Source organism: Luteimonas cucumeris, assembly GCF_007830035.1.
Taxonomy (GTDB): domain Bacteria; phylum Pseudomonadota; class Gammaproteobacteria; order Xanthomonadales; family Xanthomonadaceae; genus Luteimonas_C; species Luteimonas_C cucumeris.
Map to the genome: position 1 here is coordinate 1 of NZ_VLKN01000013.1, position 26082 is coordinate 26082.

Sequence of the window (26082 nt, forward strand, 5' to 3'; positions counted from 1 at the left end):
CTTTTCTTTACTCAGGGCTGCGCCCTTCGCCCTTCGGGCCGGCTACGCCGTTCGCGCCTGCGGCGCAGTGGTTACTTTCTTTTGGGTCAGCAAAAGAAAGTGACCCGCACGCGCAGCGGGCGGAAGCTCTTGTGGTTGCAGCAAAGAGCGGTGGAGCGAACCCAGCTCTTTAAACCAAGCAAAGTCACTGGGTCTACGACCCCCTGTCATCGCGCATGGCGCGATGGCGCTCAGTGCCGCGCGAGCCATGGCTCGCAAACGCGGCGCTTCGCCCCCGCCTTCGCGGGGATGACGGCTTGTAGCAACGGCAGCTGCCACAACACCGGCAAAATCACGTACATGTCCGCTGCTCTTGCTCTGCCCTCAGTTCCATGTGGCAAAGCGACCCGCAGGCTCAGATGCGATTCATGCCCATGTGACTAGGCTGAACTTCGCCTGTATTTTGCTGTCTTCCACAGCACCCCGCTTGCCGGAGTCCGCCCCATGATCCGTTCGTCCCGCCTGCTCCTGACGATGCTCGCCTGCCTGCTGCCCACGCTGGCCTTCGCCGGCAGCAACGAAGAGGAACGCGCGCGCAATGCGCTGCGCGTGCTCACCGAGATCCAGGCGATTCCGGAATCGGCCATCCCCGACAAGCTGCTCGACGAGGCGCGCGCGATCGCGGTGATTCCGGATTCGATCAAGGCCGGGCTGGTGATCGGCGGACGTCGCGGCCACGGCGTGCTGGCGGTGAAAAATCCCGACGGCACCTGGTCCAATCCCAGCTTCATCACCCTCACCGGCGGCAGCATCGGTTTCCAGGCTGGCGTGCAGGCGGCCGACATCGTGCTGGTATTCCGCAGCGATCGCGGCCTGGACTCGATCGTCAACGGCAAGTTCACCCTCGGCGCCGATGCCGGCGTCGCTGCCGGTCCGCTCGGCCGCAATGCGTCCACCGCCACCGACGGCCAGCTGAAGGCGGAAATCTGGTCGTGGTCGCGCGCGCGCGGCCTGTTCGCCGGCGTCGCGCTGGACGGCGCGGTGCTGTCGATCGACGACGACGCCAACGAAGCCGTGTACGGCAAGGGCACCACGCCGCGGATGATCTTCGAAGACCGCGCCAACCCGGCCGCGGCCAACACCATCGTGGATTTCCGCGACGGCCTGGAAGAAGCCACCGCCACCGCGCGGGCGCGTCGTGGCACGCAGGGTCAGCGCACCGCCGCGGCCCCGGTGACCGCCACCCCGGCCGCCACCGCCAGCACCAGCGCATCGGCCACGGCGCCGGCAACTGGAGCGCCGCAACCGACGCCGTTCGAGCCGGTCGAGGCTGGCGAAGTGCGCACCGAAGCGCTGCCGGAGTCGCCGCCGCCGACGCAGCCGTGACAGGCTGCGGACGCGCTTGCGTGAACAGGCACCTGCAACAGCCGTAACACGACCTGCGTTATCCTGATCGCCCATAACTGATTGGCGAAACCCGATGGGTGGTCTAAGTCTCTGGCACTGGCTGATCGTGCTCGTGATCGTGGTGCTGGTGTTCGGCACCAAGCGCCTGAAGAACGTCGGCAAGGACGTGGGCGAAGCCGTCAAGGGCTTCAAGCAGGGCATGGGCGACGACGACAAGCAGCCGCCCGGCCAGCTCGGCGACGAGTCCCGGCGCAGCGAGCAGACGCGCAACGAACAGAAGTCCGAAACGCGCAATGACGACGACACGCCGCGCTGAGCCGCGGCGCTGATCTTCGCAGTCCCGGATCATGTTCGATATCGGTTTCAGCGAGCTGCTGATCATCGCCGTGGTCGCGCTGATCGTGCTCGGCCCCGAGCGCCTGCCCAAGGCGGCGCGCTTCGCCGGCCTGTGGGTGCGGCGCGCGCGCGCGCAATGGCATTCGGTCAAGGACGAGCTGGAACGCGACCTGGCCACCGAGGAGATCAAGCGCAACCTGCACGATACGCAGGCACTGATGCGCCAGGCCGACCAGGATCTGCGCGCCAGCGGCGAGCAGTTGCGTCGCGACTTCGAGCGCATGGCCGACGACGCCAGGCCGGACGCGGAACCAGCGCCTCCGGCATCCACCGACCAACCACCCGCCACGCGTGACGACGATGCTGTCCGCTGACGACGGCGACGGCGCGCAGGGCCGGCTGCTCGACCACCTGGTCGAGTTGCGTTCGCGCCTGCTGCGCGCGGTGATCGGGCTGCTGATCGCATTCGTGGCCCTGCTGCCGTTCGCCAACCGCCTGTATGGCTGGTTGGCGCAGCCGCTGCTGGAAAAGCTTCCCAAGGGCGGGCAGTTGATCGCGATCGAGGTCGCCTCGCCGTTCTTCGCGCCGATCAAGCTGGCGTTCTTCGTGGCGCTGGTCGCGGCGATGCCGTGGCTGCTGTACCAGGTGTGGGCGTTTGTCGCACCTGGCCTGTACCGGCGCGAAAAGAAGCTGGCGCTGCCGCTGCTGGCCTCGGCGCTGCTGCTGTTCTATGTCGGCTGCGCGTTCGCGTTTTTCATCGTGCTGCCGTCGGTGTTCGCATTCCTGGCCCAGGTCACGCCCAGCGGCGTGGCGATGATGACCGACATCAACGCCTACCTGGACTTCGTGCTGGTGATCTTCCTGGCGTTCGGCGCGAGCTTCGAACTGCCGGTGGCGCTGGTGATCCTGGTGCTGCTGGGCTGGGTGACGCCGGCGCAGCTGCGCGAGTGGCGCGGCTATGCGATCGTGGGCATCTTCGTGATCGCCGCGATCATCACCCCGCCGGACGTGGTCTCGCAGCTGCTGCTGGCGATCCCGATGATGCTGCTGTACGAGGCCGGCATCCTCGCCGCGCGGATGATCGCGCCACGCGAGCCGGCCGACTCCGTCGACGCGGATCATGGCTGAGGGCAGCACGCGCCCGGCAGGTTTCTGGCAACGGTACGTGGCGTGGTCGCTGGATGCGGCGATCGTCGCCGTGCCCACGCTGCTGTTCAGCATGGCCGGCCTGCGCATGCACCTGCAGGCGCTGGTCGGCGATTTCGTGTCGTTGACGATGATGCTGGCGCAGCGCCTGGTCGACGGGCTGATGCAGGGCACGCAGGTGATGCAGCTGGCCTCCTCGCTGGCACACGAGCCGGCGCTGCAGGCGGCAATGGCGACCATCCTCGACGACCTGCGCGTGCTGCTGCTGCCTCCGGTCGCCTGGTTCGCGCTGTTCGCGGCGTGTTACTGGATCGGATTCGAGCGCTCGCCCTGGCAGGCGACGCCGGGCAAGCGCGCGCTCGGGCTGCGCGTGACCGATATCGATGGCGAAGCGCTGGACTGGCGGCGTGCGACGGCGCGGCATTTCGCCGCTGCGCCGTCGTGGCTGCTGCTGAACCTCGGGCATGCGCTGGCGGCGTGGACGCCGCAGAAGCGCGCGCTGCACGACTATATCGCCAGTACGCGCGTCGCCGCCGACCGCGGCGCCGTGTTGCCGCTGTGGGCGAAAGCCTGGCTGCTGCTGCAGGCGATGGCGGCGCTGGCGCTCGGCGCCTGGTTCTACCTGTCGCTGCTGGGCGCGCTGCGATCGGCGATCGACAGCGCCCCGTATTGACTGCGGCGCGCGATCAGGCCGCGACCACGCCGTTGCTGTCGCCGCCGGCCGCCGCATCGCCGCCGGCCACGTCGCGCCACAGGTGGTACATCACGCCGAACATGACCGCATAGATCGCCAGCAGCAGGCCGATGTACAGCGGTACCAGCAGTACCAGCGCCAGCGCCTCATGCACCAGTTTGCCGATCGCGCCAAGCAGCAGCGCCACCAGCATGAAGGCGATGATCAGCAGGATCAAAGCCACGAAGGCGATGATCGCCAGCACCAGGATCGGCAGCAGGTTCTTGAGCGCGCCGGTGAAACCGTCGGCGAGCGCGCCGCCGACGCTACGGTCGGTCAGCGCGATCTGGCCGAAACCGATCGCGTAGACGCCGCCGAAGAACAGGCCGAACAGCGAACCCAGCGCCATCACCCGGCCGAAGCCTTTAGGGATCGGCGGCACCGCCGGAGGCGTGCCGGCCTGCTGCGCCTGCGACGCGGTGATCACCTGCAGGTACCAGTCCAGCATGCCCTCGCCGAGCAGCGAGACCAGGGCGAGGAAGACGCCGATGTAGATGACGCTCATCAACACGCCGAAACCGATCAGCCTGCCCGCGCCGTGTCCGCCGCGGAAGGCGTCGAAGATCGCGGTGGCGTGCGTGGGACGGCCGTGCTCGCCGGCGTCGATCACGCGCAGCATGCCGCCGATCAGCAGCGGGAACACGATGATCGACAGCAGCGTGGTGAACCCGATCACCATCAGCAGGCTCTGCGACTCCAGCTTGAGTCCGTACTGCGCGATCACCTGGATCACGCTCGGAACCAGCGCGACCAGTGCCAGCAGCGCGACTCCGCCGAAGATCGCCTTTGGATTGTTGCGACCCAGGTTGACGCCCTGCATCAGCCAGCGCCAGCCGGCTCCCGGTCCCATCGCGCGCATCTGCATGTCGTCCCCTTTTCGATGTCCGTGTGTGGCGCCCCCGCCACTGCCGGCATCCTAACTGATTGCCTCAGCGCCCGCGGGCGCCACGCGCATGCCTGACGAAGCGCCGCAGCACGCGTCGCGATTGCGGCGTCGCGGTGACGGTGGCGGCGACCGCGCGCCAGTCGCGACCCTCGCCGGCCAGCGCGTCGCGACGCGCGTGCACATAGCCGCGCATGTGGGCGGCGCTGAATTCGGGATGGAACTGCACACCCCAGGCGCGATCGCCCCAACGGAACGCGTGGCAGGCGTCGTGCACCGATTTCGCCAGCACGGTCGCGCCCTCAGGTGCGCGCAGCACCGTCTGCAGGTGCGTGGCCTGTGCCGGGAACCGCGGCGGCAGGCCGGCGAACAGGGGGTCGTCGCTGGCCTGCGGATGCAGCTCGAGTCCGACCGTGCCCATCTCGCGCCCGTCGGGATGGTCGCCGACCTCGCCGCCGAGCGCATGCGCCAGCAGCTGGTGGCCGTAGCAGATGCCGAACACCGGCACGCCTTCGTGCACCGCCTCGCGCAGCCACTCCGCGCTGCGCTCGCTCCAGTCGCGACGCTCGGTGACCATCGCCCCGGAACCGGTGACGATGACGCCGGCGAAACCGTCGTGCCGCGGCAGTGCGTCGCCGCTCTCGACCCGCGCCACCACCGCCTCGTCGGCGCGCAGTCCGGCAGCGACGCGGATCCAGTGCGGGAAATTGCCGTGGCGACGCATCGTCGCCACCGGCTGCCCGGTTTCGACGATCAACAACGGTGGTGAGAAGGCGTCGCGCACGAGCCGGAAACCCCGTCGGAAGGCGGCCCGCAGCGGGCCTCCCCGTATACTAACCGGCGCTTTCCGAACGGCTCGCTGCCGGCGGTCACGATCCGTTTCAAGACAAGGATTCCGATGCAAGGCCCGACCTTCCAGCAGATGATCCAGCGCCTCAACACCTACTGGGCGGAACAGGGCTGCGTGCTGATCCAGCCGCTGGACCTGGAGGTAGGCGCGGGCACCTTCCATCCGGCCACGTTCCTGCGCGCGCTCGGTCCCGAGCCGTGGAATGCCGCCTACGTGCAGCCCTGCCGCCGCCCCACCGACGGCCGTTACGGCGAGAACCCGAACCGGCTGCAACGCTACTACCAGTATCAAGTGGCGATGAAACCCAACCCCGACAACATCCAGGAGCTGTACCTGGGTTCGCTGATCGCGCTGGGCATCGATCCGCTGGTGCACGACCTGCGCTTCGTCGAGGACAACTGGGAATCGCCGACGCTCGGTGCCTGGGGACTGGGCTGGGAAGTGTGGTTGAACGGCATGGAAGTCACCCAGTTCACCTATTTCCAGCAGGCCGGCGGCCTGGAATGCCGACCGGTGCTGGGCGAGATCACCTACGGCCTCGAGCGCCTGTGCATGTACCTGCAGAACGTCGACAACGTGTTCGACATCGTGTGGACGCAGGGGCCGCAGGGCACGGTGACTTACCGCGACGTCTACCACCAGAACGAGGTCGAGCAGTCGGCATACAACTTCGAGCATGCCGATGTCGCCGAACTGTTCCATCGTTTCGATGCCTGCGAGAAAGAGGCATTGAAACTGGTCGAACTCGGCCTGCCGCTGCCGGCCTACGATCAGGTCTGCAAGGCCTCGCACAGCTTCAACCTGCTCGACGCGCGCCGCGCGATCAGCGTCACCGAACGCCAGCGCTACATCCTGCGCGTACGCAAGCTGTCGCAGGCGGTCGCGGAAGCGTATTACGCGCAGCGCGAGAAGCTCGGCTTCCCGGCGCTGAAATCCGCCGGCGCGAAGCAGGTGGCGGCATGATGGTCGACGCGCGTTCCACGATGCAGCCACTGCTGATCGAACTGGGCACCGAGGAACTGCCGGTCAAGGCGCTGCCCGGACTGGCGCAGGCCTTGTTCGATGGCGTCATCGATGGCCTGGACCGGCGCGGCATCGCCTTCGATCGCGGCGAGGCAAAGCCCTTGTACACGCCACGCCGGCTGGCGGTGCGCTTGCCCGGCGTGGCCATCGAACAACCCGAGCAGGCGTCGGAAGTGCTCGGCCCCTACCTCAACATCGCGCTGGACGCGAACGGCGAGCCGACCCGGGCCCTGCAGGGCTTCGCGCAGAAGGCCGGCGTCGACTGGACGCAGCTGGACAGGACCAGCGACAACAAGGGCGAGCGTTTCGTGCATCGCGCGGTCACGCCCGGCGCGCGCACCCGCGAACTGCTGCCGGAAATCCTGCGCGAGGCGATCGCGGCGATGCCGATCCCCAAGCCGATGCGCTGGGGCGGCCACGACTACGCGTTCGCGCGGCCGGTGCACTGGCTGGTGATGCTGCTGGGCAAGGACGTGGTCGAGGGCGAAGCGCTCGGCGTGCGCACCGACCGCATGAGCCGCGGCCACCGCTTCCTGCACGACAAGCCGGTATGGATCAACAATCCGGACGAATATCTCGACGCCCTGCGCGGCGCCAAGGTGCTGGTCGATCCGGACGAGCGCCGCGAGCGCATCGTGCGCGAGGTCGAACAGGCCGCGACGCGCGCCGGTGGCGTCGCCCGCATCGACGACGACAATCTGCAGCAGGTCAACTGCCTGGTCGAATGGCCGAAGGCGATCGCCTGCTCGTTCGAGCACGCATTCCTGGCGGTGCCGCAGGAAGCGCTGATCGCGACGATGGAGGCGAACCAGAAGTTCTTCCCGGTGCTGGACGGCGAAGGCCGGCTCAACGAGCACTTCATCGGCATCGCCAACGTCGAGTCGAAGGACGAAAGCGAGATCCGCAAGGGCTACGAGCGGGTGATCCGTCCGCGCTTCGCCGACGCCAAGTTCTTCTTCGTCGAGGACATGAAGCAGGGCCTGGCGTCGATGAACGAAGGCCTGAAGACGGTCACCTATCAGGCCAAGCTCGGCACTGTCGCCGACAAGGTGGCGCGCGTGGCGGCACTGGCGGAAACGATCGCCGGCGAAGTCGGTGTCGATCCGCAACTCGCGCGGCGCGCGGCCGAGCTGTCGAAAGCGGATCTGCAGTCGCGCCTGGTCAACGAGTTCCCGGAACTGCAGGGCGTCGCCGGACGCTATTACGCCGCGGTCGAGAACGAGCCGCTGGACGTCGCCCACGCGATCGACGAGGCCTACATGCCGCGCTTTGCCGGCGATGCGATCGCGCCGAGCAAGTTGGGGCAGGTGCTGGCGATCGCCGAGCGGCTGGATACGCTGGCCGGCGGATTCGCCGCGGGCCTGAAGCCGACCGGGAACAAGGATCCGTTTGCGTTGCGGCGCAATGCGCTGGGGTTGGCACGCACCATTATCGAAAGCGAACTTGAGCTCAATCTTCCGAATCTTATTTTCAAAGCAAGTGAGGGAGTGCTTGGCTCCGTATCTCAGGTCGTGCTGCGCGAGAAGGCCTCTATCGCCGATAGCGCACGCGCAAAGGGAGTTCATACGCCAACGATGCACGGCGATTTAAGATCAATCAGCGAAACCAAGTTTGAAGAAGTTTATCCCTTCGTGGTTGATCGTCTTCGCGGTTACTACACGGATCAATCAACTCCTTCGCAACAATTTGAAGCAGTCGCACCATTGTCTCCTGCTTCACTATTGGACTTCGACCGCCGCCTCAAAGCCATCGGCGAGTTCGCCAAACTCCCCGAAGCCGAAGCCATCGCCGCCGCCAACAAGCGCATCCGCAATATCCTGCGCAAGGTCGAAGGCAACATCCCCGCGACGGTCGATCCCGCGCTGTTCGCCGAGGCCGCCGAACGCAACCTGCATGCCGCCGTCGAGCAGGCCATCGCCGACAGCGACGATGCGTTGGCCAAGCGCGACTATGTCGCCGTGCTGGGCCGCCTCGCGCGACTGCGCCCGCAGGTCGATGCCTTCTTCGATGGGGTGATGGTCAACGTCGACGATGCCGCCGTGCGCGGCAACCGTCTGGCCCTGCTCAGGCGACTGTCCGACCGTCTCGGCAACGTCGCGGCGATCGAGCATCTATCGAGCTGACCTGACAGGACCGTAGCGTGCGCTGCGCGCACGACCGACGCCGGCACGGGACGCGCGTTGTCACGCCGCCATACCCCGCATTCCGTCGCCCGATACGTGCACGCAGCGCACGCTACGCACTGCGACCCGATATCGGTATCCTGCCTGCATGAGATCCCCCGCTCTCGTCCTCGCCGCGCTGTTGCTGTTCGCCACCGCGCCGGTGCTGGCGCGCGGCACGATCGAGAAGGTCAACATCCACGGCCTGGACCGTGAAGACGACGCAGCGATGATCGAGAACATCGAGTCCTCGCTGTCGCTTTACGACACGATCGGCAAGCCGCAGGGCGAGGCGCGGCTGGAGTACCTGATCAACCAGGCGCAGCGGCAGACGCGGCAGGCGCTGGAGCCGTTCGGCTTCTATTCGCCGACCATCACCGTCGATGCGCCGCGCAACGGCGATAACGTCACCGTCAACATCAACGTCGACAAGGGCCAGCCGGTACGCATCCGTCGCTCGGACATCACCATCACCGGCGAGGGCGAACACGATCGCTACCTGCGCGAGGACCTGGCCGATTTCCGGCCGGCGCCGCAGGAGATCCTCGATCATGCGGTCTATGAAACCAGCCGCAACCAGATCAGCCGGCGCCTGTCCGACCGCGGTTATTTCGATGCCGACCTGACCCGGCGCCAGGTGTCGGTAACGCGCGCCGAATACGCCGCCGACATCGACCTGGCCTGGGACAGCGGCCGCCGCTACGACATGGGCCCGATCACCTTCCATGACGACTACTTCCGGCCCGGCCTGTTCGATCCGCTGGTGTACTGGGAGGAAGGCAGCTATTTCCACCAGGGCAAGCTCGACCGGCTGCGCGAATCGCTGGTCAAGCTGGACTATTTTTCCAGCATCGACATCCAGACCCACCCGGAACAGGCCGTCGACGGGCTGGTGCCGATCGACGTCAACCTGGTGCGCGCCAAGCGCAGCATCTACACCGTCGGCCTGAGCTACGGCAGCGAGAGCGGCGCCGGTGTGCGGCTCGGGCTGGAGCGGCGCTACGTCAACCGCCGCGGCCACAAGTTCAACAGCCAGCTGGACTTCGCGCAGAACCGCAAGAGCTTCATCACCCAATACCGGATTCCCGCGTTCCGCTGGCTCGACGGCTGGTACGCCGTGGCTTTCACCGCCTACGACGAGCAGACCGATTACATCGACATGCGCAACGTCCGCACCTTCGCCAGCCGCAGTGGCGAGATCAACGAACACCTCACCGCCATCGCCTCGGTCAACCTGCTGCGCGAGCGCTGGAACTACGGCGAGACGGACGAGAACGGCCAGCGCATCTACCAGTACTCGACCCTGTTCTATCCGGAACTGCGTGCCGACTACGTCGATGTCGACGACCGCATGTTCCCGCGCAAGGGCATCAGCGCCAACCTGACGCTGCGCGGCGGCCTGGAAGGCGCCGGCTCGGACACCAACTTCGCGCAGCTGCACGGCACGCTGCGCTGGTTCGTGGGACTGGATCCGAACAGCCGCCTGCTGCTGCGCGGCGAGGCCGGCACCACCTACACCAGCGACCTGGTCAGCATGCCGCCGAGCCTGCGCTTTTTCGCCGGCGGCGACCGCAGCATCCGCGGCTACGCGTTCCGCGAAGTCGGGCCGCGCACGCCGCCGCCGGACAACTACGCGCTCGGCGCCAAGCACGTGGCCACCGCGACCGTGGAGTACGAACGCTATCTCGACGGCAGCCCGTGGGGCGGCGCGGTGTTCGTCGATACCGGCAGCGCGTTCGACGACCGCATGGACCTGCACACCGGCATCGGCATCGGCCTGCGCTGGCGCTCGCCGGTCGGACCGGTGCGGATCGACATCGCCCGCGGCCTCAACGATCCGGACTCGGCGTTCGAGATTTACCTCAACATCGGAGCGGACCTGTGAACGAGGCCGCGCCGGCATCGGTGCCGCGCCGACGCTTCTACCGGCGGCGCCGGTTCTGGGCGTGGTCCGGCGCGCTGATCGCGCTCGGCGCGGTCGGCCTGGCGCTGCTGCTGTACTGGCTGCTGCAGACCGTGGCCGGACGCGACGTGCTGCTGGCGCAGATCATCGCGCGCCTGCCGGCCGGCTCGTCGCTGACCTGGGACAAGGCAGAAGGGCCGCTGGCCGGGCCGCTGACCCTGCACGGCCTGGACTTCCGCCACGGCAAGCTGCACTTCACCGCCGAGCGAGCCTACCTGGATCCGGACATCCGTCCGCTGCTCGGCCGCCGGCTGCGGCTGGATGCGCTGCAGATCACCAACGCCACGCTGGAGATGCCGAAAAGCGACGACCCGTTCGAACTGCCGCGCTGGCCGCAGTCGCTGCCGCAGATCGAGATGCCGCTGGCGATCCAGGCCGACACCATCGTCATCGACGGCCTGCGCGTCAGCCAGGCCGGCGAGCCGGTGATCGGCATCAGCAGCCTGCGCGGCGGCATCGACATCGCCACCCGCGAACTGCACGCGCGGCAGCTGGTGGTCGACAGCGACCGCGGCCGCTTCACCATCCACGGCCATTACATTCCGCGCGAGGAATACCGCACCGACCTGAAGATCGATGCGACCTTCCCGCAACATCCCGGCCGCACGCCGGCACGGCTGGCGCTGCACGCCAGCGGCGACCTGTCGAAGATGGCGGTCACCGTGACGGGCAATGCGCCGGCGCCGCTGCGCGCCAGCCTGACCCTGGCCGGCAAGGACGCGCCGACCTGGTCGTTCACCGCGAAAAGCGAGGCGCTGGACCTGGCGCTGCTGATGCCACCGGTCGATGCCGCGCTGACCGTCGAACCGTCGCCCCTGGCCTTGGACCTGCGTGCCAGCGGCCAGGGCGGCAACGCGCGGCTGCAGGGCAGCGTGGTGCAGGGCGGGCGCACGTTCGCGATCGAGCCATCGAACGTGCGGCTCGAGAACCAGGTGCTGGGCTTCGCGCCGCTGGCGCTGCGTGCGTTCGACGGACGCATCGTGCTGCGCGGCACCGCCGACCTGCGCAAGCCGGAGGACGCGCCGCTGAAGTTCACGCTGGAAGCGCGCGGCCTGCGCTTCGAGCCGGCGGCCGATCCGGCACAGACCGATGACGCGACCCCGCCGCAGCCGGTCGAGGTGGATGCCGACTTCGACGTCGGCGGCCGGCTCACGGCGTGGACCGCGAACGGCAACGCCACCCTGCGTCGCGGCGACGAGCAGGCCAAGCTGGTGCTGGACGCCAGCGGCGGCCGCGAACGCGCGCAGTTGAAGAAACTGCAGGCGACGATGCCGACCGGCACGCTCGACGCCAGCGGCAAGGTCGCCTGGGCGCCATTGCTGGACTGGGATCTGCAGGCGACGCTGGCCGGCTTCGATCCAGGCTATTTCGCGCCGGGCTGGGAGGGCAGCGTCAACGGCAAGCTGCAGACGCAAGGTCGGCAGCGACCGGCTGCGGCCGACGGCACGACGGGCGGTTTCGATGCCACGATCGATGTCGCCGACCTGGGCGGCCGCCTGCGCGAGCGCGCGTTGTCCGGCCGCGGCAAGATCACGCTCGCCGGCCAGCGCGGCGAGGGCGACGTGACGCTGGCGCTGGGCAACGGCCGCGTCGAGGCGCGCGGTGGTTTCGGCTGGTCGCCGGTGCTGGACTGGAACCTGCGCGCCACTTTCGCCAATTTCGATCCCGGACTGGTCGCAAGCGGCTGGGACGGCAGCGTCTCCGGCCGCGTCGTCACCCAGGGCCGGCAACGCGTCACCGGCGTCGGCCAGCCGCGCCGCTTCGATGCCACCGCCGATGTCACCGACCTGCGCGGCCGTCTGCGCGGACGCGCGCTGTCCGGCCGTGGCCGTTTCGCACTGCGCGGCGAACAGGGCGAAGGCAATGTCGCGCTGACCATCGGCAACAGCCGCATCGATGCGCGCGGCAGCGTCGGCGACCGCATCGACATCGACGCCAACCTGCAGCCGCTGCAGCTGGACGATCTGCTGCCGGACACGGCCGGCACGCTGCGCGGCAACGTGCGCCTGCGCGGCCCGCGCGCGACGCCGGGCATCACCATCGACCTGGCCGGCAGCGGCCTGAAATGGAACGACTGGCAGGCCGAAACCCTGAGCGCGAAAGGCCAGCTGCCGTGGCGCGGTGGCGGCGGTTCGCTGGCCGTACAGGGCAGCGCCGTGCAGGCCGGGTTGCTGCTCGATACGTTGCGGCTGCAGCTTGACGGCGCGGTCGAGGACCTGCGCTTCAACGGCGACGCCGGCAACGCGATGGGTTCGCTGGCACTGTCGGGCAATGTCCGCCGCAGCGGCGCGCGCTGGCAGGGCGCCGTGCAGACGCTGCGGCTGACCACCGCCAAGGGCGCGCCGTGGAACCTGCAGCAACCGGCGCAATTCACCGTCAACGGTCCGGCCTGGACGTTGAGCGAAGCCTGCCTCGGCGCCAGCGGCGGCGGCCGGCTGTGCGCGCAGGCGGCGTGGCCGCAACAGGGCCTGACCGTGCGCGGCGACGCGCTGTCGCTGGCCCTGCTGCAGCCGTGGCTGCCGCCCAACGAAGGCCGGCCGCTGCTGCTGCGCGGCGAGGTCACGCTCGACGGCACGATCCGCCCGCGCGGCAATGCCTGGGAAGGCCGGCTGCATGTCGCCTCGCTCGACGGCGGGCTCAAGCTGGGCAACAACGCGCGCGGCGAACTGATCCGTTACGACAACTTCACCTTCGACGCCGATTTCGATCCGTTGCGCATCCAGGCCCGGCTCGGCGTCGGCTTCAAGGGCCATGGCTTCGTCGATGCGCGCGTCACCACCGGCTGGGACGGTTTCGCGCCGTTGAACGGCGACATCTACCTCAACATGTCGCGACTGTTCTGGCTGGAACTGTTCTCGCCGGACCTGGTGCGCCCGCAGGGCCTGGTCGAAGGCCACGTCAGTCTGGCCGGTACGCGCGCGCGTCCGCTGATCGGCGGCGAGGCGACGCTGAGCAACTTCACCGGCGAACTGCCGGCGCTGGGCCTGACGCTGAGCAACGGCCAGGCGCAGCTGCGGGCGCTGCCGGATGGTTCGGCGCGCATCTCCGGCTCGGTGAGTTCCGGCAAGGGCGCGCTGACCGTCGACGGCGGCCTGTCGTGGTTCGGCCAGGCCACGCCGTTGCAGCTGAACATCCGCGGCGAGAACGTGCTGGTCTCCGATACGCCGTCGCTGATGGCGGTGGCCAATCCGGACCTGCAGTTCGGCATCGTCGATCGCACCATGCAGCTGCGCGGCGAAGTGACGGTGCCGTCGGCCAACATCGACCTGGAGCGGCTCGACCGCGGCGTGGCGACGTCGCCGGACGTGGTGGTGCTGGATCCCATCGATCCGGAGCAGGCGCCGAGCTCGGCGCTGGATACCGAGCTGGCCGTCACCCTCGGCGACGACGTGCGGCTCGAAGGTTTCGGCCTGAGCGGGCGGATCACCGGCCGCATCCAGGTGCGCGCGCGCCCGGGCCGCGAGATGACCGCCACCGGCGGGCTGGATGTCAGCGGCAAGTACAAGGCCTACGGCCAGCAACTGGACATCACCCGCGGCCAGCTGAGCTGGAGCAACCACATCATCTCCGACCCGCGCATCAACATCCGCGCCGAACGCCGTGTCGGCGAAGTCACCGCCGGCATCGACGTCACCGGTCGCGCGCAGGCGCCGCGCGCGCTGGTCTGGTCGGATCCGGTGATGCAGCAATCCCAGGCGATCTCGTACCTCATGCTCGGCCGCAACCTGGCCGGTGCCAACAGCGCCGACGCGCTGCGCGTGGACGCCGCCTCTGCCGCGCTGGCCGCCGGCAGCGGCGTGATTGCCTCGCAGCTCGGCCGTCGGCTCGGCCTCGACGAGGCCGGCGTGACCGAGTCGCGCGCGCTCGGCGGCTCGGTGGTCGGCTTCGGCAAGCACCTGACGCCGAAGCTGTGGGTGGGCTACGGCGTGTCGCTGGTCGGCGCCGGCCAGGTGTTCACGCTGAAATACCTGCTGCGGCTGGGCTTCGACATCCAGATCGAATCGAGCACGGTGGAGAACCGCGCCTCGATCAACTGGCGCCGCGAAAAATGAGCCCGGCAACGACGCGGCGCGCGCAGGATGTCGCGACGCGGCTCGCCGCCGCGCGCCTGCAGCGCCAAGGGATCGCCGATCCCACTTCCGATACGCCATCCGACGTCGTTTCGCGGCTGCTGGCAGTGCAGGCGCAGGATCATTACGGCGCGTTGTGGGCGGTCGGCCTGCGCATGCGCGATGCCACGGAAGCGACGGTCGCGCACGCCATCGACGACGGCCGGCTGGTGCGCACCTGGCCGATGCGCGGCACCTTGCACCTGCTGGCGGCGGCCGACGTGCGCTGGATGCTGGCACTGACCGGTGCTCGCGCCGCGCAAGCCAGCCGCGGCCGCATCGAACGCCAGTGCGGACTCGACGCGGCGACTTTGCAACGCTGCCGCAAGCTGCTGGAAAAAACCCTGCGCGATGGCCCGGTGACGCGTATCCGCCTGTACGAAGTGCTGGAAAAGGCCGGCCATGCGACCGCGCAATCGCGCGGCCTCAACCTGCTCGGCCAGCTCGCGCAGGAAGCGCTGATCTGCGGCGGCCCGCGCGACGGCAAGCAGGCCACCTACGCATGGCTGGACGCGTGGGTGCCGGCATCGAAACCGCTGCCGCGCGAGGAAGCGCTGGCCGCATTGGCGACACGCTACTTCGCCAGTCGCGGGCCGGCCACCGCGCAGGACCTGGCATGGTGGTCGGGACTCACGCTCAAGGACGTGCAGGTCGCGATCTCGGGGGCGAAACCGCAGCTCGCAAGCGAAACGGTCGACGGCACGTTGTACTGGTCAACCGCCGATGCGGAAACGCCACATCGGTCGGCAGGCAAGGGCGTGCATCTACTGCCGCCGTTCGACGAATACCTGGTCGCCTACAAGGACCGCAGCTTCGCCTTCGACCCCGCCTTCGGCCGCCAGGTGATCGGTGTCAACGGCCTGTTCAATGCAAGCCTGGTCAGCGATGGTCGCGTCGTCGCCACCTGGAAGCGGCTGTTGAAGAAGGATGCGGCGAACGTGAGCCTGACGCCATTGCAGCCGCTGCGCAGCAGCGAAATGAAAGCCTCGGCGACGGCGGTGCGACGATACGGCGCGTTCCTGGGCGTGGACGCATCATTGGGGTGACAAGCGCTCGTGCATCTGACGTTACGGTGCAGATTCGGATCCAGACAAAGCCGTCATCCCGAACGCAGTAAGGGATCTGTTGTTCGTCCCGTTATCGCGCAGGCCAGAAAAGAGGATCACTCACCAACGTTCGGGATGACAGCTGGATGCTTGCTGTATCAGATACATGCCGTGCAGACATCGCATGCTCATAGATGACCCGCGCATCCAATCCGATCAGTTGCACACCTGCTTGCCGGAACTGTCGACTGTGCACGTCCTCATCTGGCGACGCTCCTGTTCACGCTCCCGATCCTGCTGCCGGTTGATGTCACGCAACCTCTCCTGCCGTGCATATTCGTTTTCGGCGAGCAGGCGCTGATGCTTGTCTGCCCGTTCTTCCCTGGTCATCTGGGGACTATCTGCAGGTGTCGACGCGCATGCGCCCAAGGCCAGGACGAGAACGACTGCGGCGGTCAGCAAAGTCATGTTCGGCATGTGTCACTCCTTGTGTGATCCGTGATCCAACCTCGGACGGCCGGATTTTTCCAGACAGAAAGCCGGCAGCTCGTCCAAGCGAGCATATACCCGGTGGTTACCGCAGAACCTGCACACCCCTCAGCTTGGGCTGTCCATCCACGACATCGGTCCACACCGCATACGCGCCATCCGCGCGCAGCGCCAGCTTGGGGAAGCCGATCGCCGCGCCGCGGCCTTGCAACGTGGCGATCTGCTTCCGGAACACCTCGCGGGCCAGGTCGGTGGAATAACGCGCCAGCCACAACGACTGCGCACCGGCTTCCTCGCGCAGCCACAGCACCCAGGCGCCGTCGGCGTCATGGGCGACATCGACGCGACCCAGCACGGCCGTGCCGTGATCGACCTGCACCGGTGCCGCGAAGCTGGCGCCGGCATCGCGACTGCGCGCAAGTTTCATCGCGGGCTTGTCGCCAGCGGCCGTATACCAGGCCACCACCACGTCGTCGCCGTGCGCCGCCACGGCCGGACCATTCACCGGGCAGGCCGGCATCTTCCAGCCGTCGGCGTGCACTTTCGCAGGCGTGCTCCAGTCCTGGCCGTCGAAACGCAGCGCGGCGATGTCGCGCACCTGGTCCGCATCGCGATCGCGGTACACCAGCACCACGCCGCGCGTGGTCAGCGCGGCATCGGTCTGGCAGCACTCGCAGGTCATCTCGTCGAGCACGCGATCGTCGCTGCGCTGCAATGACGCATCGAAGCTGGCCGTGCGCAATCCCATGCCGGCCGAATGCGCGGCGTGCGCGCCGTCCGCGGCGGCGACGGGATTCAACCAGGCCACGCCCAGCGCCGATGGTGACGCCGGCCATAGCGAAGCGAAACCGTGCTCGCCGCCGGAGTCGCTGTTGACCGTGACCGGCGCACTCCAGTTGAAGCCGCGATTGGCGGAGCGACTCAGCACCAGGTCGTACTGGCCGGCGGCCGTGCTGGTCTTCTGCAGCCAGTGCACCCACAAGGCGCCGTCCGCCGTCGCGGCGATGTGCGGCGTGTCGGCCCAGTTCGACAGCAGCGCCTCGCCGACGGCGATCGTCCTGGGCGAACTCTGCCAGCGGCCATCATTGCCGTAGGCGGCGAACTGCAGCGCGTTGTCGCGACCGGGCCGCACGCTGATCCAGCTCAGCAGCAGGCGGTCGTCGGGCGCGACCGCGAGATCGGGCTGCGCCGCACCGTGCTCCGACAGCAGCGGCCAGACGCGCACTTCTCCCGGTTCTCCGGCCGGTGCATCGGTCTGTGGAGATTGCGGCGCCTGCCGGCACGCGCCCAGCAGCACGACCAGCGCCAGTGGAAGGATCAGGATGGTTTTCATCCGCGCAGCGTACTCCAGCCATGTGCGTATCGCGCTGATGCAGTTGGGTGCACGATGTCGCGCTGCAGAGCGCGGGCTCTAGGCGACCTGGCTGCGCCGTTGCCGGGTCAGGTGCACCAGCAACAGCGAGATCGCGGCCGGCGTCATGCCCGGAATGCGCTGTGCTTGCCCCACCGTTTCCGGCCGCACGCGTTCGAGCTTCTGCTGCACTTCGCTGGACAGGCCACGCACCGCGGCGTAATCGAAGCCGTCCGGGATCGCGGTGCCCTCATGGCGTTGCTGGCGATCGATCTCATCGCGCTGGCGGTCGAGATAACCGGCGTACTTGACGCCGATCTCGACCTGCTCGGCGACCTTGGCGTCGGCTACCGCGGGGCCGAGCGACGGCACCGCCAGCAACTTCGCGTAATCCAGTTCCGGACGCTTCAGCAGGTCCAGCGCGGTGCTCTCGCGGGTAACGGCGATGCCGGTGACCTGCGCCAGCTCGCGGCCAAGCGCATTGCCTGGCGTCGCCCACAGTGCGCCGAGGCGCAGCGTTTCGCGCGCGATCGCATCGCGCTTGCTAGTGAAAGCCAGCCAGCGCGCATCGTCGACCAGGCCGAGATCACGACCGGTTTCGGTGAGACGCAGGTCGGCATTGTCCTCGCGCAGCTGCAGCCGGTATTCGGCGCGCGAGGTGAACATGCGGTAGGGCTCGAGCGTGCCATGCGTGATCAGGTCGTCGATCAGCACGCCGATGTAGGCCTGGTCGCGACGCGGCGACCAGGCTTCGCGCTGCTGTACGAAACGCGCGGCGTTGAGGCCGGCGACCAGGCCCTGCGCGGCGGCCTCTTCGTAACCGGTGGTGCCGTTGATCTGGCCGGCGAAGAACAGGCCGGCGACCGCCTTGGTCTCCAGCGAAGCCTTCAGCCCGCGCGGATCGAAGAAGTCGTATTCGATCGCGTAGCCGGGACGCGTGATGTGCGCGTTCTCGAAGCCGCGGATGCTGCGCACCAGCGCCAGCTGCACGTCGAACGGCAGCGAGGTGGAGATGCCGTTGGGATAGATCTCGGCGACCTCGAGGCCTTCCGGTTCGACGAAGATCTGGTGCGAGGCCTTGTCGGCGAAGCGCACCACCTTGTCCTCGATCGACGGACAGTAGCGCGGGCCGATGCCTTCGATCGCGCCGGTGAACAACGGCGAACGGTCCAGCGCGCCGCGGATGATCTCGTGGGTGCGCTCGGACGTATGCGTGATCCAGCACGACACCTGGCGCGGATGTTCGGCCGCGTCGCCGACATAGGAAAACACCGGCAGCGGCGTGTCGCCGGGCTGTTCCTCCATCACCGAATAATCGAGCGTGCGACCGTCGATGCGCGGCGGCGTGCCGGTCTTGAGGCGGTCGACCACGAACGGGCCTTCGCGCAGTTTCCGTGCGAGCGTGGTCGCCGGCGGATCGCCGGCGCGGCCGGCGGCGTATTGGGTCTGGCCGACATGGATCTTGCCGGCGAGGAAGGTGCCGGCGGTCAGCACCACCGCCGGCGCGTCGAAACGCAGGCCGGTCTGGGTAATCGCGCCACGCACCTTTTCGTTTTCGATGACCAGGTCGTCGACCGCTGCCTGGAAGATCGTCAGGTTCGCTTGCGCCTCGACGATGCAACGAATCGCGCTGCGATACAGCGCGCGGTCGGCCTGGCAACGCGTCGCGCGCACCGCAGGGCCTTTCGATGCGTTCAAGGTGCGCCACTGGATGCCGGCGCGATCGGCGGCGTGCGCCATCGCGCCGCCGAGCGCATCGATCTCCTTGACCAGATGGCCCTTGCCGATGCCGCCGATGGCCGGATTGCAGCTCATCGCACCGACGGTTTCGATGTTGTGGGTAAGCAGCAGCGTGCGCGCACCGGCGCGCGCCGACGCCAGCGCGGCCTCGGTGCCGGCGTGGCCGCCGCCGATCACGATCACGTCGTAGCGATGGAAGGAAACGGTCATGGCGAAGGTCTGGTGGCGGTCGGCGGCCGGACTGCGTGCGACGGTCAGCTCACGTCGCCGCGGGGTCGGGGCCGCGGAAGGCCGGCATTATCGCCGACCGGCGCCCGGGAGGTTGGCATGCTTTCTGCTTCCTCCCTGCTTGCACCCAGCGTGGCAAGACGCGGGGGCGTTGGCCGGGTTGGAACAGGGACGGCCATGCGCACGCCGGGGTAGCGAGGGGCCGGATGTCGGGGGACATCCGGCCCCGTTTTTTTGGCGCCGACGCCCGGCGGAGGCGGAACAGGGGGGATCCGTGATTCCCCACCGGGCGTCGACAGAGGGCGACCTCAACAACTCAACGTCGCAAACCGACGTGTTCGGTCATTAGTGGCTAGAGTGCGACTGCCTTGCGGTCAGTGCAAGCAGTTTGCAAGTTCCAGTTCGCGACGGCGGTCGCGTTCCGGCGAATTGCCGGTTCTCGCTTCAGCTTCGTCAACTCCCTAATCACGCGGCGGCAGTTCGACCCCGCCGCGCTTGTAGTAATCGCGTCCCCGGCGCGGGCCGTCTTCGCCCGAGCGGATGGCAGGACGGCTCACCGGGGCCGAAGGCCGCACGGCCGGCGCCGGACGCGGCATCGACTGGCTGGGCGGTGCGATCTGCCGGCCCTGGGTCGGCGGGCCGAGCTTGTCCAGTTCGCGCCACGGCGGCTTGCCGCTCGGCGGCCGGTTGCCGGGCGGACGCTGCGAATGATCAGGACGGCCATGGTGCGGATAGCCCGGCCGGCCGTGATGCGGGTACCGGTTGTAACGCGGGTAGTAGTAACCGGGTACGCCGTAATAGCGGTCGTAACGGTAATAGCCACCGTAACCCGGGCCATAGCCATACGGGGAACCGTAGCGGTAGTAGTCCCCGTAGTAGCCGTAGGGATAGCCGCGGTTGCTGCGGTATTGGACGGTACCCGGAGCACGGTGATAGCCACTGCCATAACCGTAGCCGGCACTGGTGACGCAGCCTGCCAGCAGCAGCGCACTGGCCAGGGCAAGAAGCAGGACACGGATGTTCATGATGGATCCCCCGGGATTCCCCGCAGCATCGGCCGCCGGCGTTGAATCGCCGCTTAAGCCGGCCCGTGAACGATTCAGCGTCGCAAGCCGCATGTCGAACATGAGGCCGGCCGCCCCGCGAGTGCCAGCCGGAGGCAGCAGCCCGGCAACGCATCCGCTACGCTGAACCGATGACCTCATTGTCCGATCCTTCCCTGCCCGGCTTTCCCGACATCCTCGCCGCCGCCGCCCGCATCGCGCCGCATGCACATGCGACGCCGGTGCTGCGTTCGCGCGGGCTCGATGCCCTCGCCGGCTGCGAACTGCATTTCAAGGCCGAACACCTGCAGCGTGCCGGCGCCTTCAAGTTCCGCGGCGCCTGCAATGCGGTGTTCGCACTCGATGATGCCCAGGCCAGCGCCGGCGTGGTGACGCACTCGTCCGGCAACCATGGCGCGGCATTGGCGCTGGCGGCGCAGCTGCGTGGCATCGCCTGCCACGTGGTGGTGCCGGAAGGCGCGCTGCGCTCCAAGCTGGCGGCGATCGAGGCCTACGGCGCGACCCTGCACCACTGCGCGCCCACCATCGCCGCACGCGAAGCGCGCTGCGCGGAAATGCAGCGCGACACCGGCGCGACGCTGGTGCATCCCTATACCGATCCACGCGTGATCGCAGGCCAGGGCACCGCCGCGCTGGAGCTGCTCAATGCCGTCCCCGGCCTCGACCTGCTGGTGGCGCCGGTCGGTGGTGGCGGCCTGTCCTCGGGCACCGCGCTGGCGGCGGCGACGCGGGCACCGCAATGCCGGGTGATCGGCGCCGAACCCAGCGGCGCGGCCGAGACCCGTGACTCGCTGCAACGCGGCGTGCGCGTCACCGAGTTCACACCGGACACGATCTGCGATGGCCTGCGCGGCACGCTCGGCGAGCCGAACTTCCAGCTGCTGCGCGCGCTCGCCGTGCAGGTGCTGACCGTCGACGACCGCGATACGCGCACCGCCATGCGCCTGATCTGGCAGCGCACCAAGCAGCTGGTCGAACCGTCCTCGGCGATCGCGCTGGCCGCGGTGCTGGCGCATCGCGACGTCTTCGCCGGGCGCAGGGTCGGTATCATCCTGTCCGGCGGCAACGTCGATCTCGACGCGCTGCCGCTGTTCGCCGACCAGCGCCTGTCCACCTGGGAGCAGAAGCCATGAAGATCGACGGCACGCGTCGCAACGACCGCGCAACCGAACTGGTGCTGGCCTACTACTCGGCCTTCAATCGTAGCGACTGGAGCGCGATGCTCGCCTGCCTCGACGAACAGGTGGTGCACGACCTCAACCAGGGACCGCGCGAGACCGGCCGCACCCAGTTCGAGGCTTTCCTGCAGCGCATGGCGACCTGCTATCGCGAGAAGCTCACCGACATCGTGGTGATGAGCTCGCCCGACGGCCAACGCGCCGCCGCCGAATACGTCGTGCACGGGGAATACCTCGCCGACGACAGCGGCCTGCCGAAGGCCCGCGGCCAGAAATACCAGCTGCCCGGCGGCGCGTTCTTCGAGATCCGCAACGGCCGCATCGCGCGCGTCAGCAATTACTACAACCTGCAGGAATGGCTGGCGCAGGTCGATGGCGGTTCGACGCCGTAGCATGCGCTGCGCGCACGATGGAAACATCGCCAGGCAAGCATCGCATCCACGCTTTTTGATCGCATTTCGTGAACGCAGCGCACGCTACGCACAAGTCCTCCGGTCGCTATGCTCGGTTCCGCATCTTGCCGATCATCGCGACTGCGCCAGCAGCGTCAGTCCTTCGTTGAGCAGCAGACGCGTGGCCGAGGCGCGCTGCGCCAGCGGCACGTCCTTTAGCGCATCCAGCATCCAGCGCATCGAACGGCAGCGCGCGTCGCGGCTGGCGCGATCTCTGCCGGTGCTGTTGAGCCCGAGCAGGAAGCCGTCGTGCAACAGCGTGGCGGTGACGCCGGCGGACTTCAGCACCTGGCGCGCGGCGACCGGATCGAAGGCCTGCGGCGGATTCTGCAGGCCAGTGGTGGCGATCTCGGCGATCGCCACCGTGAAGCGTTCGCGGCTGCCGGCGCCGAGCCGGTTCGCGGCCTGGCCGATGGCCGACAGACTGCGGTCGGCGTCCGGTTCCAGCAGGCTGCACATCGTCTCGGCCTCCTGCGGCACCTGCGCCGAGGCGTGCACGGCCTGGAACAGGCCGTCGATGGCGCTGTCGGGTGCGCGCATCAGCACGCCGCCGGCTTCGGCGACCAGCGCATCGAGGTCGATGCCGGCCAGGGCCTGCTGCAGGTCGCCGCTACCGTCGATGTGGATGCGCTGCTGCGCGATCGCAGGTGCAGCCGTCAGGCACACGGACAGCAACGCGATCGCCCGGCGATGTCTCGGCCTCATGCGCCCTCCAGGCATTGCGGAAACGCGGCGAGTCTAGAACGCGTCGGCTGAATCATCGCAGCGCAGACGCGTCGCGGCTCACGCCCCGCGGTCGCTGCGCAGGTCCTGCATCGCGCGTGGGTCGCCCGCCGCATCGCGCGACACCACCCAGGCGAACGCGACGATGCCGACCATCACCAGCAATGCGCCCAGCAACGCCTGCTGCTGCGGCCAGGCCTCTCCCAGCCAGGCCACGCCGAGCATGGTCGAGAACAGGATCTCGGCCGCCTGCATCGCTTCGACCGCGCCAAGCGCGGTCGGATTGTCGCGGACCATGCCGGTGGCCTGGAAAAACAGCACGGTGGCGATCACGCCCGCGCTCAGCGCCACGCCCGCCGCCAGCCACAGCTGTCCGGTCGATGGCGCACCGGCGTGCCACCAGGCGAACGCCGCCAGCGCGATCCAGCACGGCTGACTGGCCAGGGTCATGCCGAACACGCGCTGGGTGGCATTGAGTTCGACGCGATCGCGTTCCAGCTGCAGCAGCAGGCCGCGGTTGCCGAGCGGATACGCGAACGCGGACACCGCCACGCAGGCCAATGCGATCCACGCCTGGCGATCCATGCCCGCCTCGAAATGGCCGAACTGCATCAACAGTACGCCGGCCAGCACCAGCAGGCCGACGCCGAGCGCGGCGCGCGGAATGCGCGCGCGATGGTCGTTGTACAACAGCGGCGCGCACAGCATGCCGGCGATCACCGTGAGCTGGAACGTGCCGGCCACCAGCCACGACGGCCCACTCGCCGCGGCATAGGTCAGGCAGACGTAGAACAGCACGAAACCGATCCCGCTCCACAGCAGCCACGGCCACGGTCGCGCGCGCATCGCGCGCAGCACCGGCCCGGCGCCGCCCTGCCACGGCACTACCAGCAACAGCATCGGCAGGGTGAACAGGTAACGCAGCGAAGCCGTCCACGCCCAGTGCCCGCCCTCGACCGCGGCGGCGCGGTTGAACACATAGGTCACGGTGAAGAACAGCGCCGAAGCCAGCGCGATCACCACCGCCCACAGCGCGCGTCGACGCAGGCTCATCGCCGCCGGATCGGAATCTGCGCGACCGGCACCGCGGTCACTTCGTAACCTTCGACGCGGATCGGTGCGCCCGGCGGCGGCGCCCAGGCCTGCGCATAGATCACTTCCCAGGTCGCCGGCAGCAAACCATCACCGCGACGTTCTGCCTCGTACGCGGCCGCAGCGGCGGCGAAGCGTGCGCGCCCGGTCAACGTATGCCGGCGCGTGCGCAGCGCATTGGTCGCGCCGAGGGTGCGCAGTTCGCGCATCAGCGCGGCCAGGTCCGGATAACCGGGCACGAACACGTCGCGATCCAGCACCGGATCGCGGAAGCCGGCCTGCACCATCGCATCGCCGAATTGGCCGATCGCCGCAAACGGGCTCACGTGCGGTACCGCGTCGGCATGGGCGAAAGCGTCACGCAGCTCGATCAGCGTTTCCGGCCCGAAACTCGAGACCAGCAGGCGCGCGCCGGGCTTGAGCACGCGGCGGAACTCGGCGAACAACGCCGGCAGATCGTCGACCCATTGCACGCACAGATTGGAGAACAGCACGTCGACGCTGCCGTCGGCCAATGGCAACGCGCGCGCGTCGGCGCAGACACGGTCGAAGGGTCGCCACCAGCTGCTCTGCCTGCGCGCCTGCTGCAGCATCGGCAGGGCCAGGTCGAGCGCGACGATGCGTGCCCGCGGCCAGCGCTTGCGCATCGCCGCCGCGGCATGGCCGGGACCGCAGCCAAGATCGACCACGACCTGCGGCTGCCTCTCGTCGAGATAATCGAGCGACTCGAGCAATCGCGACTCGACCTCGCGCTGCAGTGCCGCCGCGGATTCGTAATGACCGGCCGACCGCGAAAACGCGCGGCGCACCTGGCGGGTATCGAACAGATCGGGGGGAGTGGCGGGCATGCGGGGTAGGTCGGGGCTGGGGCTGGGGCTGGGGCTGGGGCTGGGGCTGGGGCTGGATTTCAGTTTTTTGATCTTGGCGCCAAGTGGCAATCGCTGACTCAGTTCGTAGACCCGGAGGGCGGCGGCCATGGATGGCCGCCGTTTTCCGACCGAGCCAGGAGGGCGAGTCGGAAAATCTCCGAGGACTATCCACCGCAACGTTAGCTCTGATCGGGGAAGACCCTTTTCTTTGGTTACTTTCTTTTGGGTCAGCAAAAGAAAGTGACCCGCGCGCGCAGCGGGCGGAAGCACTGCTTTTTTGATTTGAAGCTTTTGTTATGCCTCTATTCACCGTTACGCTATGAAGCCATCAGCGTGCGGTCTTGCACGGTCCACGCGCACGCAACGGCCAAAGTCGCTGGGTCTTGCGACCCCCGGCCATCGCGCATGGCGCGATGGCGCTCTGCGCCGCGCGAGCCAGTGGCTCGCAATCACGGCGCTTCGCCCCCGCCTTCGCGGGGATGACGGCTTGAAGCAGAAGCGAATTCGTCGATCGCCGCAGCGACTTCATCCGCATGCCCCAAAAACGGCGCATGCCCACCACCGGCAATCTCCATATACTCGCCGCCCGGCGCCAGCGCCGCCGCAGCGCGCATGCCGGCCGGCGGCACCAGCCGGTCGCGGCGCCCGGCGATCCACAGGCTCGGCACGCGCAGGCCGGGCAACGCGTCGCGCAGATCGGTTTCCTCCAGCAACGACAGGCCCTGCTGCAGCACGCGCGGCGCCGGCTCGCCACGCGCGAACAATTGCTGGCGCAGCGTGCGCAACTCCTCGCGGCCGTGTTCGGCACCGATCGTGTCCAGCACGAGGAAACGGTCCAGCGTGCTGCGGTAATCGTCCTCAAGATCAGCGGCGAACTGAGTGAACACCTGCGGTGCGACCGCATGCGGCCACGGCCGCCCGGCGACGCCGTCGTCGATGACGAAACGCGGCGTCGCGCAGATCATCGCCAGGCCGCGCACCTGCGACGACATGGCCGCGGCGTGCAGCGCGAACAGGCCGCCCAGCGACCAGCCGATCCACAGCGCCGGCGGCGTGCGCGCGAGGATGGCGTCGACGCAGGCCTCCAGCGCCAGCGGCGTGTCGTCATCGCGGCTGTGGCCGTGTCCGGGCAGGTCGATCAGGTGCAGCGTGTAGCGATCGCGCAATCGCGCGACCAGTGGCGCGAACACGCCGCCGTGCATCGCCCAGCCGTGAAGCAGTACCAGCGCCGGACCGCTGCCGACGACTTCGATGTGCAG

Annotated in this window: 22 protein-coding genes; 12 read left to right on the top strand and 10 right to left on the bottom strand. The window is 68.3% G+C overall.

Features of this window, described 5'->3' with window-relative positions; genetic code table 11:
* Nucleotides 1-483 precede the first annotated feature (483 nt).
* The 5 genes from IP90_RS16020 (at nucleotide 484) to IP90_RS16040 (ending at nucleotide 3541) form a co-directional block, all read left to right on the top strand.
* Nucleotides 484-1365, top strand: a complete 882-nt coding sequence (locus IP90_RS16020; protein WP_144900678.1) for a lipid-binding SYLF domain-containing protein — start codon at nucleotides 484-486, stop codon at nucleotides 1363-1365.
* 94 nt (nucleotides 1366-1459) lie between these two features.
* Nucleotides 1460-1702 (top strand): Sec-independent protein translocase subunit TatA, encoded by a 243-nt coding sequence (gene tatA / locus IP90_RS16025; protein WP_144900679.1) that lies wholly within the window; start codon nucleotides 1460-1462, stop codon nucleotides 1700-1702.
* A gap of 31 nt (nucleotides 1703-1733) precedes the next feature.
* Nucleotides 1734-2096, top strand: a complete 363-nt coding sequence (gene tatB / locus IP90_RS16030) for a Sec-independent protein translocase protein TatB (RefSeq protein WP_144900680.1) — start codon at nucleotides 1734-1736, stop codon at nucleotides 2094-2096.
* A complete protein-coding gene (gene tatC, locus IP90_RS16035; protein ID WP_425477137.1) occupies nucleotides 2086-2850 on the top strand; it encodes a twin-arginine translocase subunit TatC in 765 nt (254 codons plus the stop codon). Before tatB ends, tatC begins: the two co-directional genes overlap by 11 nt.
* Nucleotides 2843-3541, top strand: coding sequence for an RDD family protein (locus tag IP90_RS16040; protein WP_144900682.1), 699 nt, complete (start codon nucleotides 2843-2845; stop codon nucleotides 3539-3541). Before tatC ends, IP90_RS16040 begins: the two co-directional genes overlap by 8 nt.
* A 13-nt stretch (nucleotides 3542-3554) precedes the next feature.
* Here IP90_RS16040 and IP90_RS16045 read toward each other — a convergent pair whose 3' ends face one another.
* Nucleotides 3555-4466: a hypothetical protein gene (locus IP90_RS16045; protein ID WP_144900683.1), complete on the bottom strand. Its 912-nt coding sequence runs from the start codon at nucleotides 4464-4466 to the stop codon at nucleotides 3555-3557.
* A 64-nt stretch (nucleotides 4467-4530) separates the two neighbouring features.
* A complete protein-coding gene (locus tag IP90_RS16050; protein ID WP_277874227.1) occupies nucleotides 4531-5268 on the bottom strand; it encodes a glutamine amidotransferase in 738 nt (245 codons plus the stop codon).
* Nucleotides 5269-5382: 114 nt separating this feature from the next.
* On the opposite strand from IP90_RS16050, the gene glyQ reads away from it, so the two are divergent.
* The 5 genes from glyQ to IP90_RS16075 all read left to right on the top strand — a co-directional run bounded on the left by glyQ (nucleotide 5383) and on the right by IP90_RS16075 (nucleotide 15637).
* On the top strand, nucleotides 5383-6297 hold the full coding sequence (glyQ, locus tag IP90_RS16055; protein WP_144900684.1) for a glycine--tRNA ligase subunit alpha: 915 nt from the start codon (nucleotides 5383-5385) through the stop codon (nucleotides 6295-6297).
* A complete protein-coding gene (glyS, locus tag IP90_RS16060; RefSeq protein ID WP_144900701.1) occupies nucleotides 6297-8480 on the top strand; it encodes a glycine--tRNA ligase subunit beta in 2184 nt (727 codons plus the stop codon). The genes glyQ and glyS overlap by 1 nt, the downstream gene beginning before the upstream one ends.
* Before the next feature lie 148 nt (nucleotides 8481-8628).
* Entirely contained in the window at nucleotides 8629-10404 is a 1776-nt protein-coding gene (locus tag IP90_RS16065; protein ID WP_144900685.1) for an autotransporter assembly complex protein TamA, read from the top strand.
* Entirely contained in the window at nucleotides 10401-14534 is a 4134-nt protein-coding gene (locus IP90_RS16070) for a translocation/assembly module TamB domain-containing protein (RefSeq protein WP_242007625.1), read from the top strand. The genes IP90_RS16065 and IP90_RS16070 overlap by 4 nt, the downstream gene beginning before the upstream one ends.
* Entirely contained in the window at nucleotides 14531-15637 is a 1107-nt protein-coding gene (locus IP90_RS16075; RefSeq protein WP_144900686.1) for a winged helix DNA-binding domain-containing protein, read from the top strand. The genes IP90_RS16070 and IP90_RS16075 overlap by 4 nt, the downstream gene beginning before the upstream one ends.
* Before the next feature lie 216 nt (nucleotides 15638-15853).
* On the opposite strand, the gene IP90_RS16080 is transcribed toward IP90_RS16075, so the two are convergent.
* The 4 genes from IP90_RS16080 to IP90_RS16095 all read right to left on the bottom strand — a co-directional run bounded on the left by IP90_RS16080 (nucleotide 15854) and on the right by IP90_RS16095 (nucleotide 20470).
* On the bottom strand, nucleotides 15854-16114 hold the full coding sequence (locus IP90_RS16080) for a hypothetical protein (RefSeq protein ID WP_144900687.1): 261 nt from the start codon (nucleotides 16112-16114) through the stop codon (nucleotides 15854-15856).
* A gap of 97 nt (nucleotides 16115-16211) precedes the next feature.
* On the bottom strand, nucleotides 16212-17459 hold the full coding sequence (locus IP90_RS16085; RefSeq protein ID WP_144900688.1) for a hypothetical protein: 1248 nt from the start codon (nucleotides 17457-17459) through the stop codon (nucleotides 16212-16214).
* A gap of 78 nt (nucleotides 17460-17537) precedes the next feature.
* Nucleotides 17538-19427, bottom strand: a complete 1890-nt coding sequence (gene mnmG, locus IP90_RS16090; RefSeq protein ID WP_144900689.1) for a tRNA uridine-5-carboxymethylaminomethyl(34) synthesis enzyme MnmG — start codon at nucleotides 19425-19427, stop codon at nucleotides 17538-17540.
* Nucleotides 19428-19906: 479 nt separating this feature from the next.
* Complete coding sequence (locus IP90_RS16095; protein ID WP_144900690.1) at nucleotides 19907-20470, bottom strand: hypothetical protein; 564 nt, start codon at nucleotides 20468-20470, stop codon at nucleotides 19907-19909.
* Nucleotides 20471-20640: 170 nt separating this feature from the next.
* On the opposite strand from IP90_RS16095, the gene IP90_RS16100 reads away from it, so the two are divergent.
* Both IP90_RS16100 and IP90_RS16105 read left to right on the top strand, forming a co-directional pair.
* Nucleotides 20641-21642 carry a pyridoxal-phosphate dependent enzyme gene (locus tag IP90_RS16100; protein ID WP_199753520.1) on the top strand — a complete coding sequence of 334 codons (1002 nt, stop codon included), beginning with the start codon at nucleotides 20641-20643 and terminating at the stop codon, nucleotides 21640-21642.
* On the top strand, nucleotides 21639-22079 hold the full coding sequence (locus IP90_RS16105; protein WP_144900691.1) for a ketosteroid isomerase-related protein: 441 nt from the start codon (nucleotides 21639-21641) through the stop codon (nucleotides 22077-22079). The genes IP90_RS16100 and IP90_RS16105 overlap by 4 nt, the downstream gene beginning before the upstream one ends.
* Nucleotides 22080-22211: 132 nt before the next feature.
* On the opposite strand, the gene IP90_RS16110 is transcribed toward IP90_RS16105, so the two are convergent.
* The 4 genes from IP90_RS16110 to bioH form a co-directional block, all read right to left on the bottom strand.
* Nucleotides 22212-22844, bottom strand: coding sequence for a hypothetical protein (locus IP90_RS16110; RefSeq protein ID WP_144900692.1), 633 nt, complete (start codon nucleotides 22842-22844; stop codon nucleotides 22212-22214).
* Nucleotides 22845-22922: 78 nt separating this feature from the next.
* Entirely contained in the window at nucleotides 22923-23915 is a 993-nt protein-coding gene (locus IP90_RS16115; protein ID WP_242007626.1) for a multidrug resistance efflux transporter family protein, read from the bottom strand.
* Nucleotides 23912-24802, bottom strand: coding sequence for a malonyl-ACP O-methyltransferase BioC (gene bioC, locus IP90_RS16120; RefSeq protein ID WP_144900693.1), 891 nt, complete (start codon nucleotides 24800-24802; stop codon nucleotides 23912-23914). The genes IP90_RS16115 and bioC overlap by 4 nt, the downstream gene beginning before the upstream one ends.
* Before the next feature lie 470 nt (nucleotides 24803-25272).
* Nucleotides 25273-26082, bottom strand: coding sequence for a pimeloyl-ACP methyl ester esterase BioH (gene bioH / locus IP90_RS16125; protein WP_144900705.1), 810 nt, complete (start codon nucleotides 26080-26082; stop codon nucleotides 25273-25275).

What these genes read in the sequence shown, in the direction of transcription:
- bioC (WP_144900693.1), bottom strand. Translation starts at nt 24,802, where the DNA reads ATGCCCGCCACTCCCCCCGATCTGTTCGATACCCGCCAGGTGCGCCGC.
- IP90_RS16095 (WP_144900690.1), bottom strand. Translation starts at nt 20,470, where the DNA reads ATGAACATCCGTGTCCTGCTTCTTGCCCTGGCCAGTGCGCTGCTGCTG.
- IP90_RS16065 (WP_144900685.1), top strand. Translation starts at nt 8,629, where the DNA reads ATGAGATCCCCCGCTCTCGTCCTCGCCGCGCTGTTGCTGTTCGCCACC.
- IP90_RS16020 (WP_144900678.1), top strand. Translation starts at nt 484, where the DNA reads ATGATCCGTTCGTCCCGCCTGCTCCTGACGATGCTCGCCTGCCTGCTG.
- IP90_RS16105 (WP_144900691.1), top strand. Translation starts at nt 21,639, where the DNA reads ATGAAGATCGACGGCACGCGTCGCAACGACCGCGCAACCGAACTGGTG.
- IP90_RS16110 (WP_144900692.1), bottom strand. Translation starts at nt 22,844, where the DNA reads ATGAGGCCGAGACATCGCCGGGCGATCGCGTTGCTGTCCGTGTGCCTG.
- mnmG (WP_144900689.1), bottom strand. Translation starts at nt 19,427, where the DNA reads ATGACCGTTTCCTTCCATCGCTACGACGTGATCGTGATCGGCGGCGGC.
- IP90_RS16115 (WP_242007626.1), bottom strand. Translation starts at nt 23,915, where the DNA reads ATGAGCCTGCGTCGACGCGCGCTGTGGGCGGTGGTGATCGCGCTGGCT.
- tatB (WP_144900680.1), top strand. Translation starts at nt 1,734, where the DNA reads ATGTTCGATATCGGTTTCAGCGAGCTGCTGATCATCGCCGTGGTCGCG.
- IP90_RS16085 (WP_144900688.1), bottom strand. Translation starts at nt 17,459, where the DNA reads ATGAAAACCATCCTGATCCTTCCACTGGCGCTGGTCGTGCTGCTGGGC.
- IP90_RS16075 (WP_144900686.1), top strand. Translation starts at nt 14,531, where the DNA reads ATGAGCCCGGCAACGACGCGGCGCGCGCAGGATGTCGCGACGCGGCTC.
- IP90_RS16100 (WP_199753520.1), top strand. Translation starts at nt 20,641, where the DNA reads ATGACCTCATTGTCCGATCCTTCCCTGCCCGGCTTTCCCGACATCCTC.
- tatA (WP_144900679.1), top strand. Translation starts at nt 1,460, where the DNA reads ATGGGTGGTCTAAGTCTCTGGCACTGGCTGATCGTGCTCGTGATCGTG.
- glyQ (WP_144900684.1), top strand. Translation starts at nt 5,383, where the DNA reads ATGCAAGGCCCGACCTTCCAGCAGATGATCCAGCGCCTCAACACCTAC.
- IP90_RS16080 (WP_144900687.1), bottom strand. Translation starts at nt 16,114, where the DNA reads ATGCCGAACATGACTTTGCTGACCGCCGCAGTCGTTCTCGTCCTGGCC.
- IP90_RS16045 (WP_144900683.1), bottom strand. Translation starts at nt 4,466, where the DNA reads ATGCAGATGCGCGCGATGGGACCGGGAGCCGGCTGGCGCTGGCTGATG.
- glyS (WP_144900701.1), top strand. Translation starts at nt 6,297, where the DNA reads ATGGTCGACGCGCGTTCCACGATGCAGCCACTGCTGATCGAACTGGGC.
- IP90_RS16040 (WP_144900682.1), top strand. Translation starts at nt 2,843, where the DNA reads ATGGCTGAGGGCAGCACGCGCCCGGCAGGTTTCTGGCAACGGTACGTG.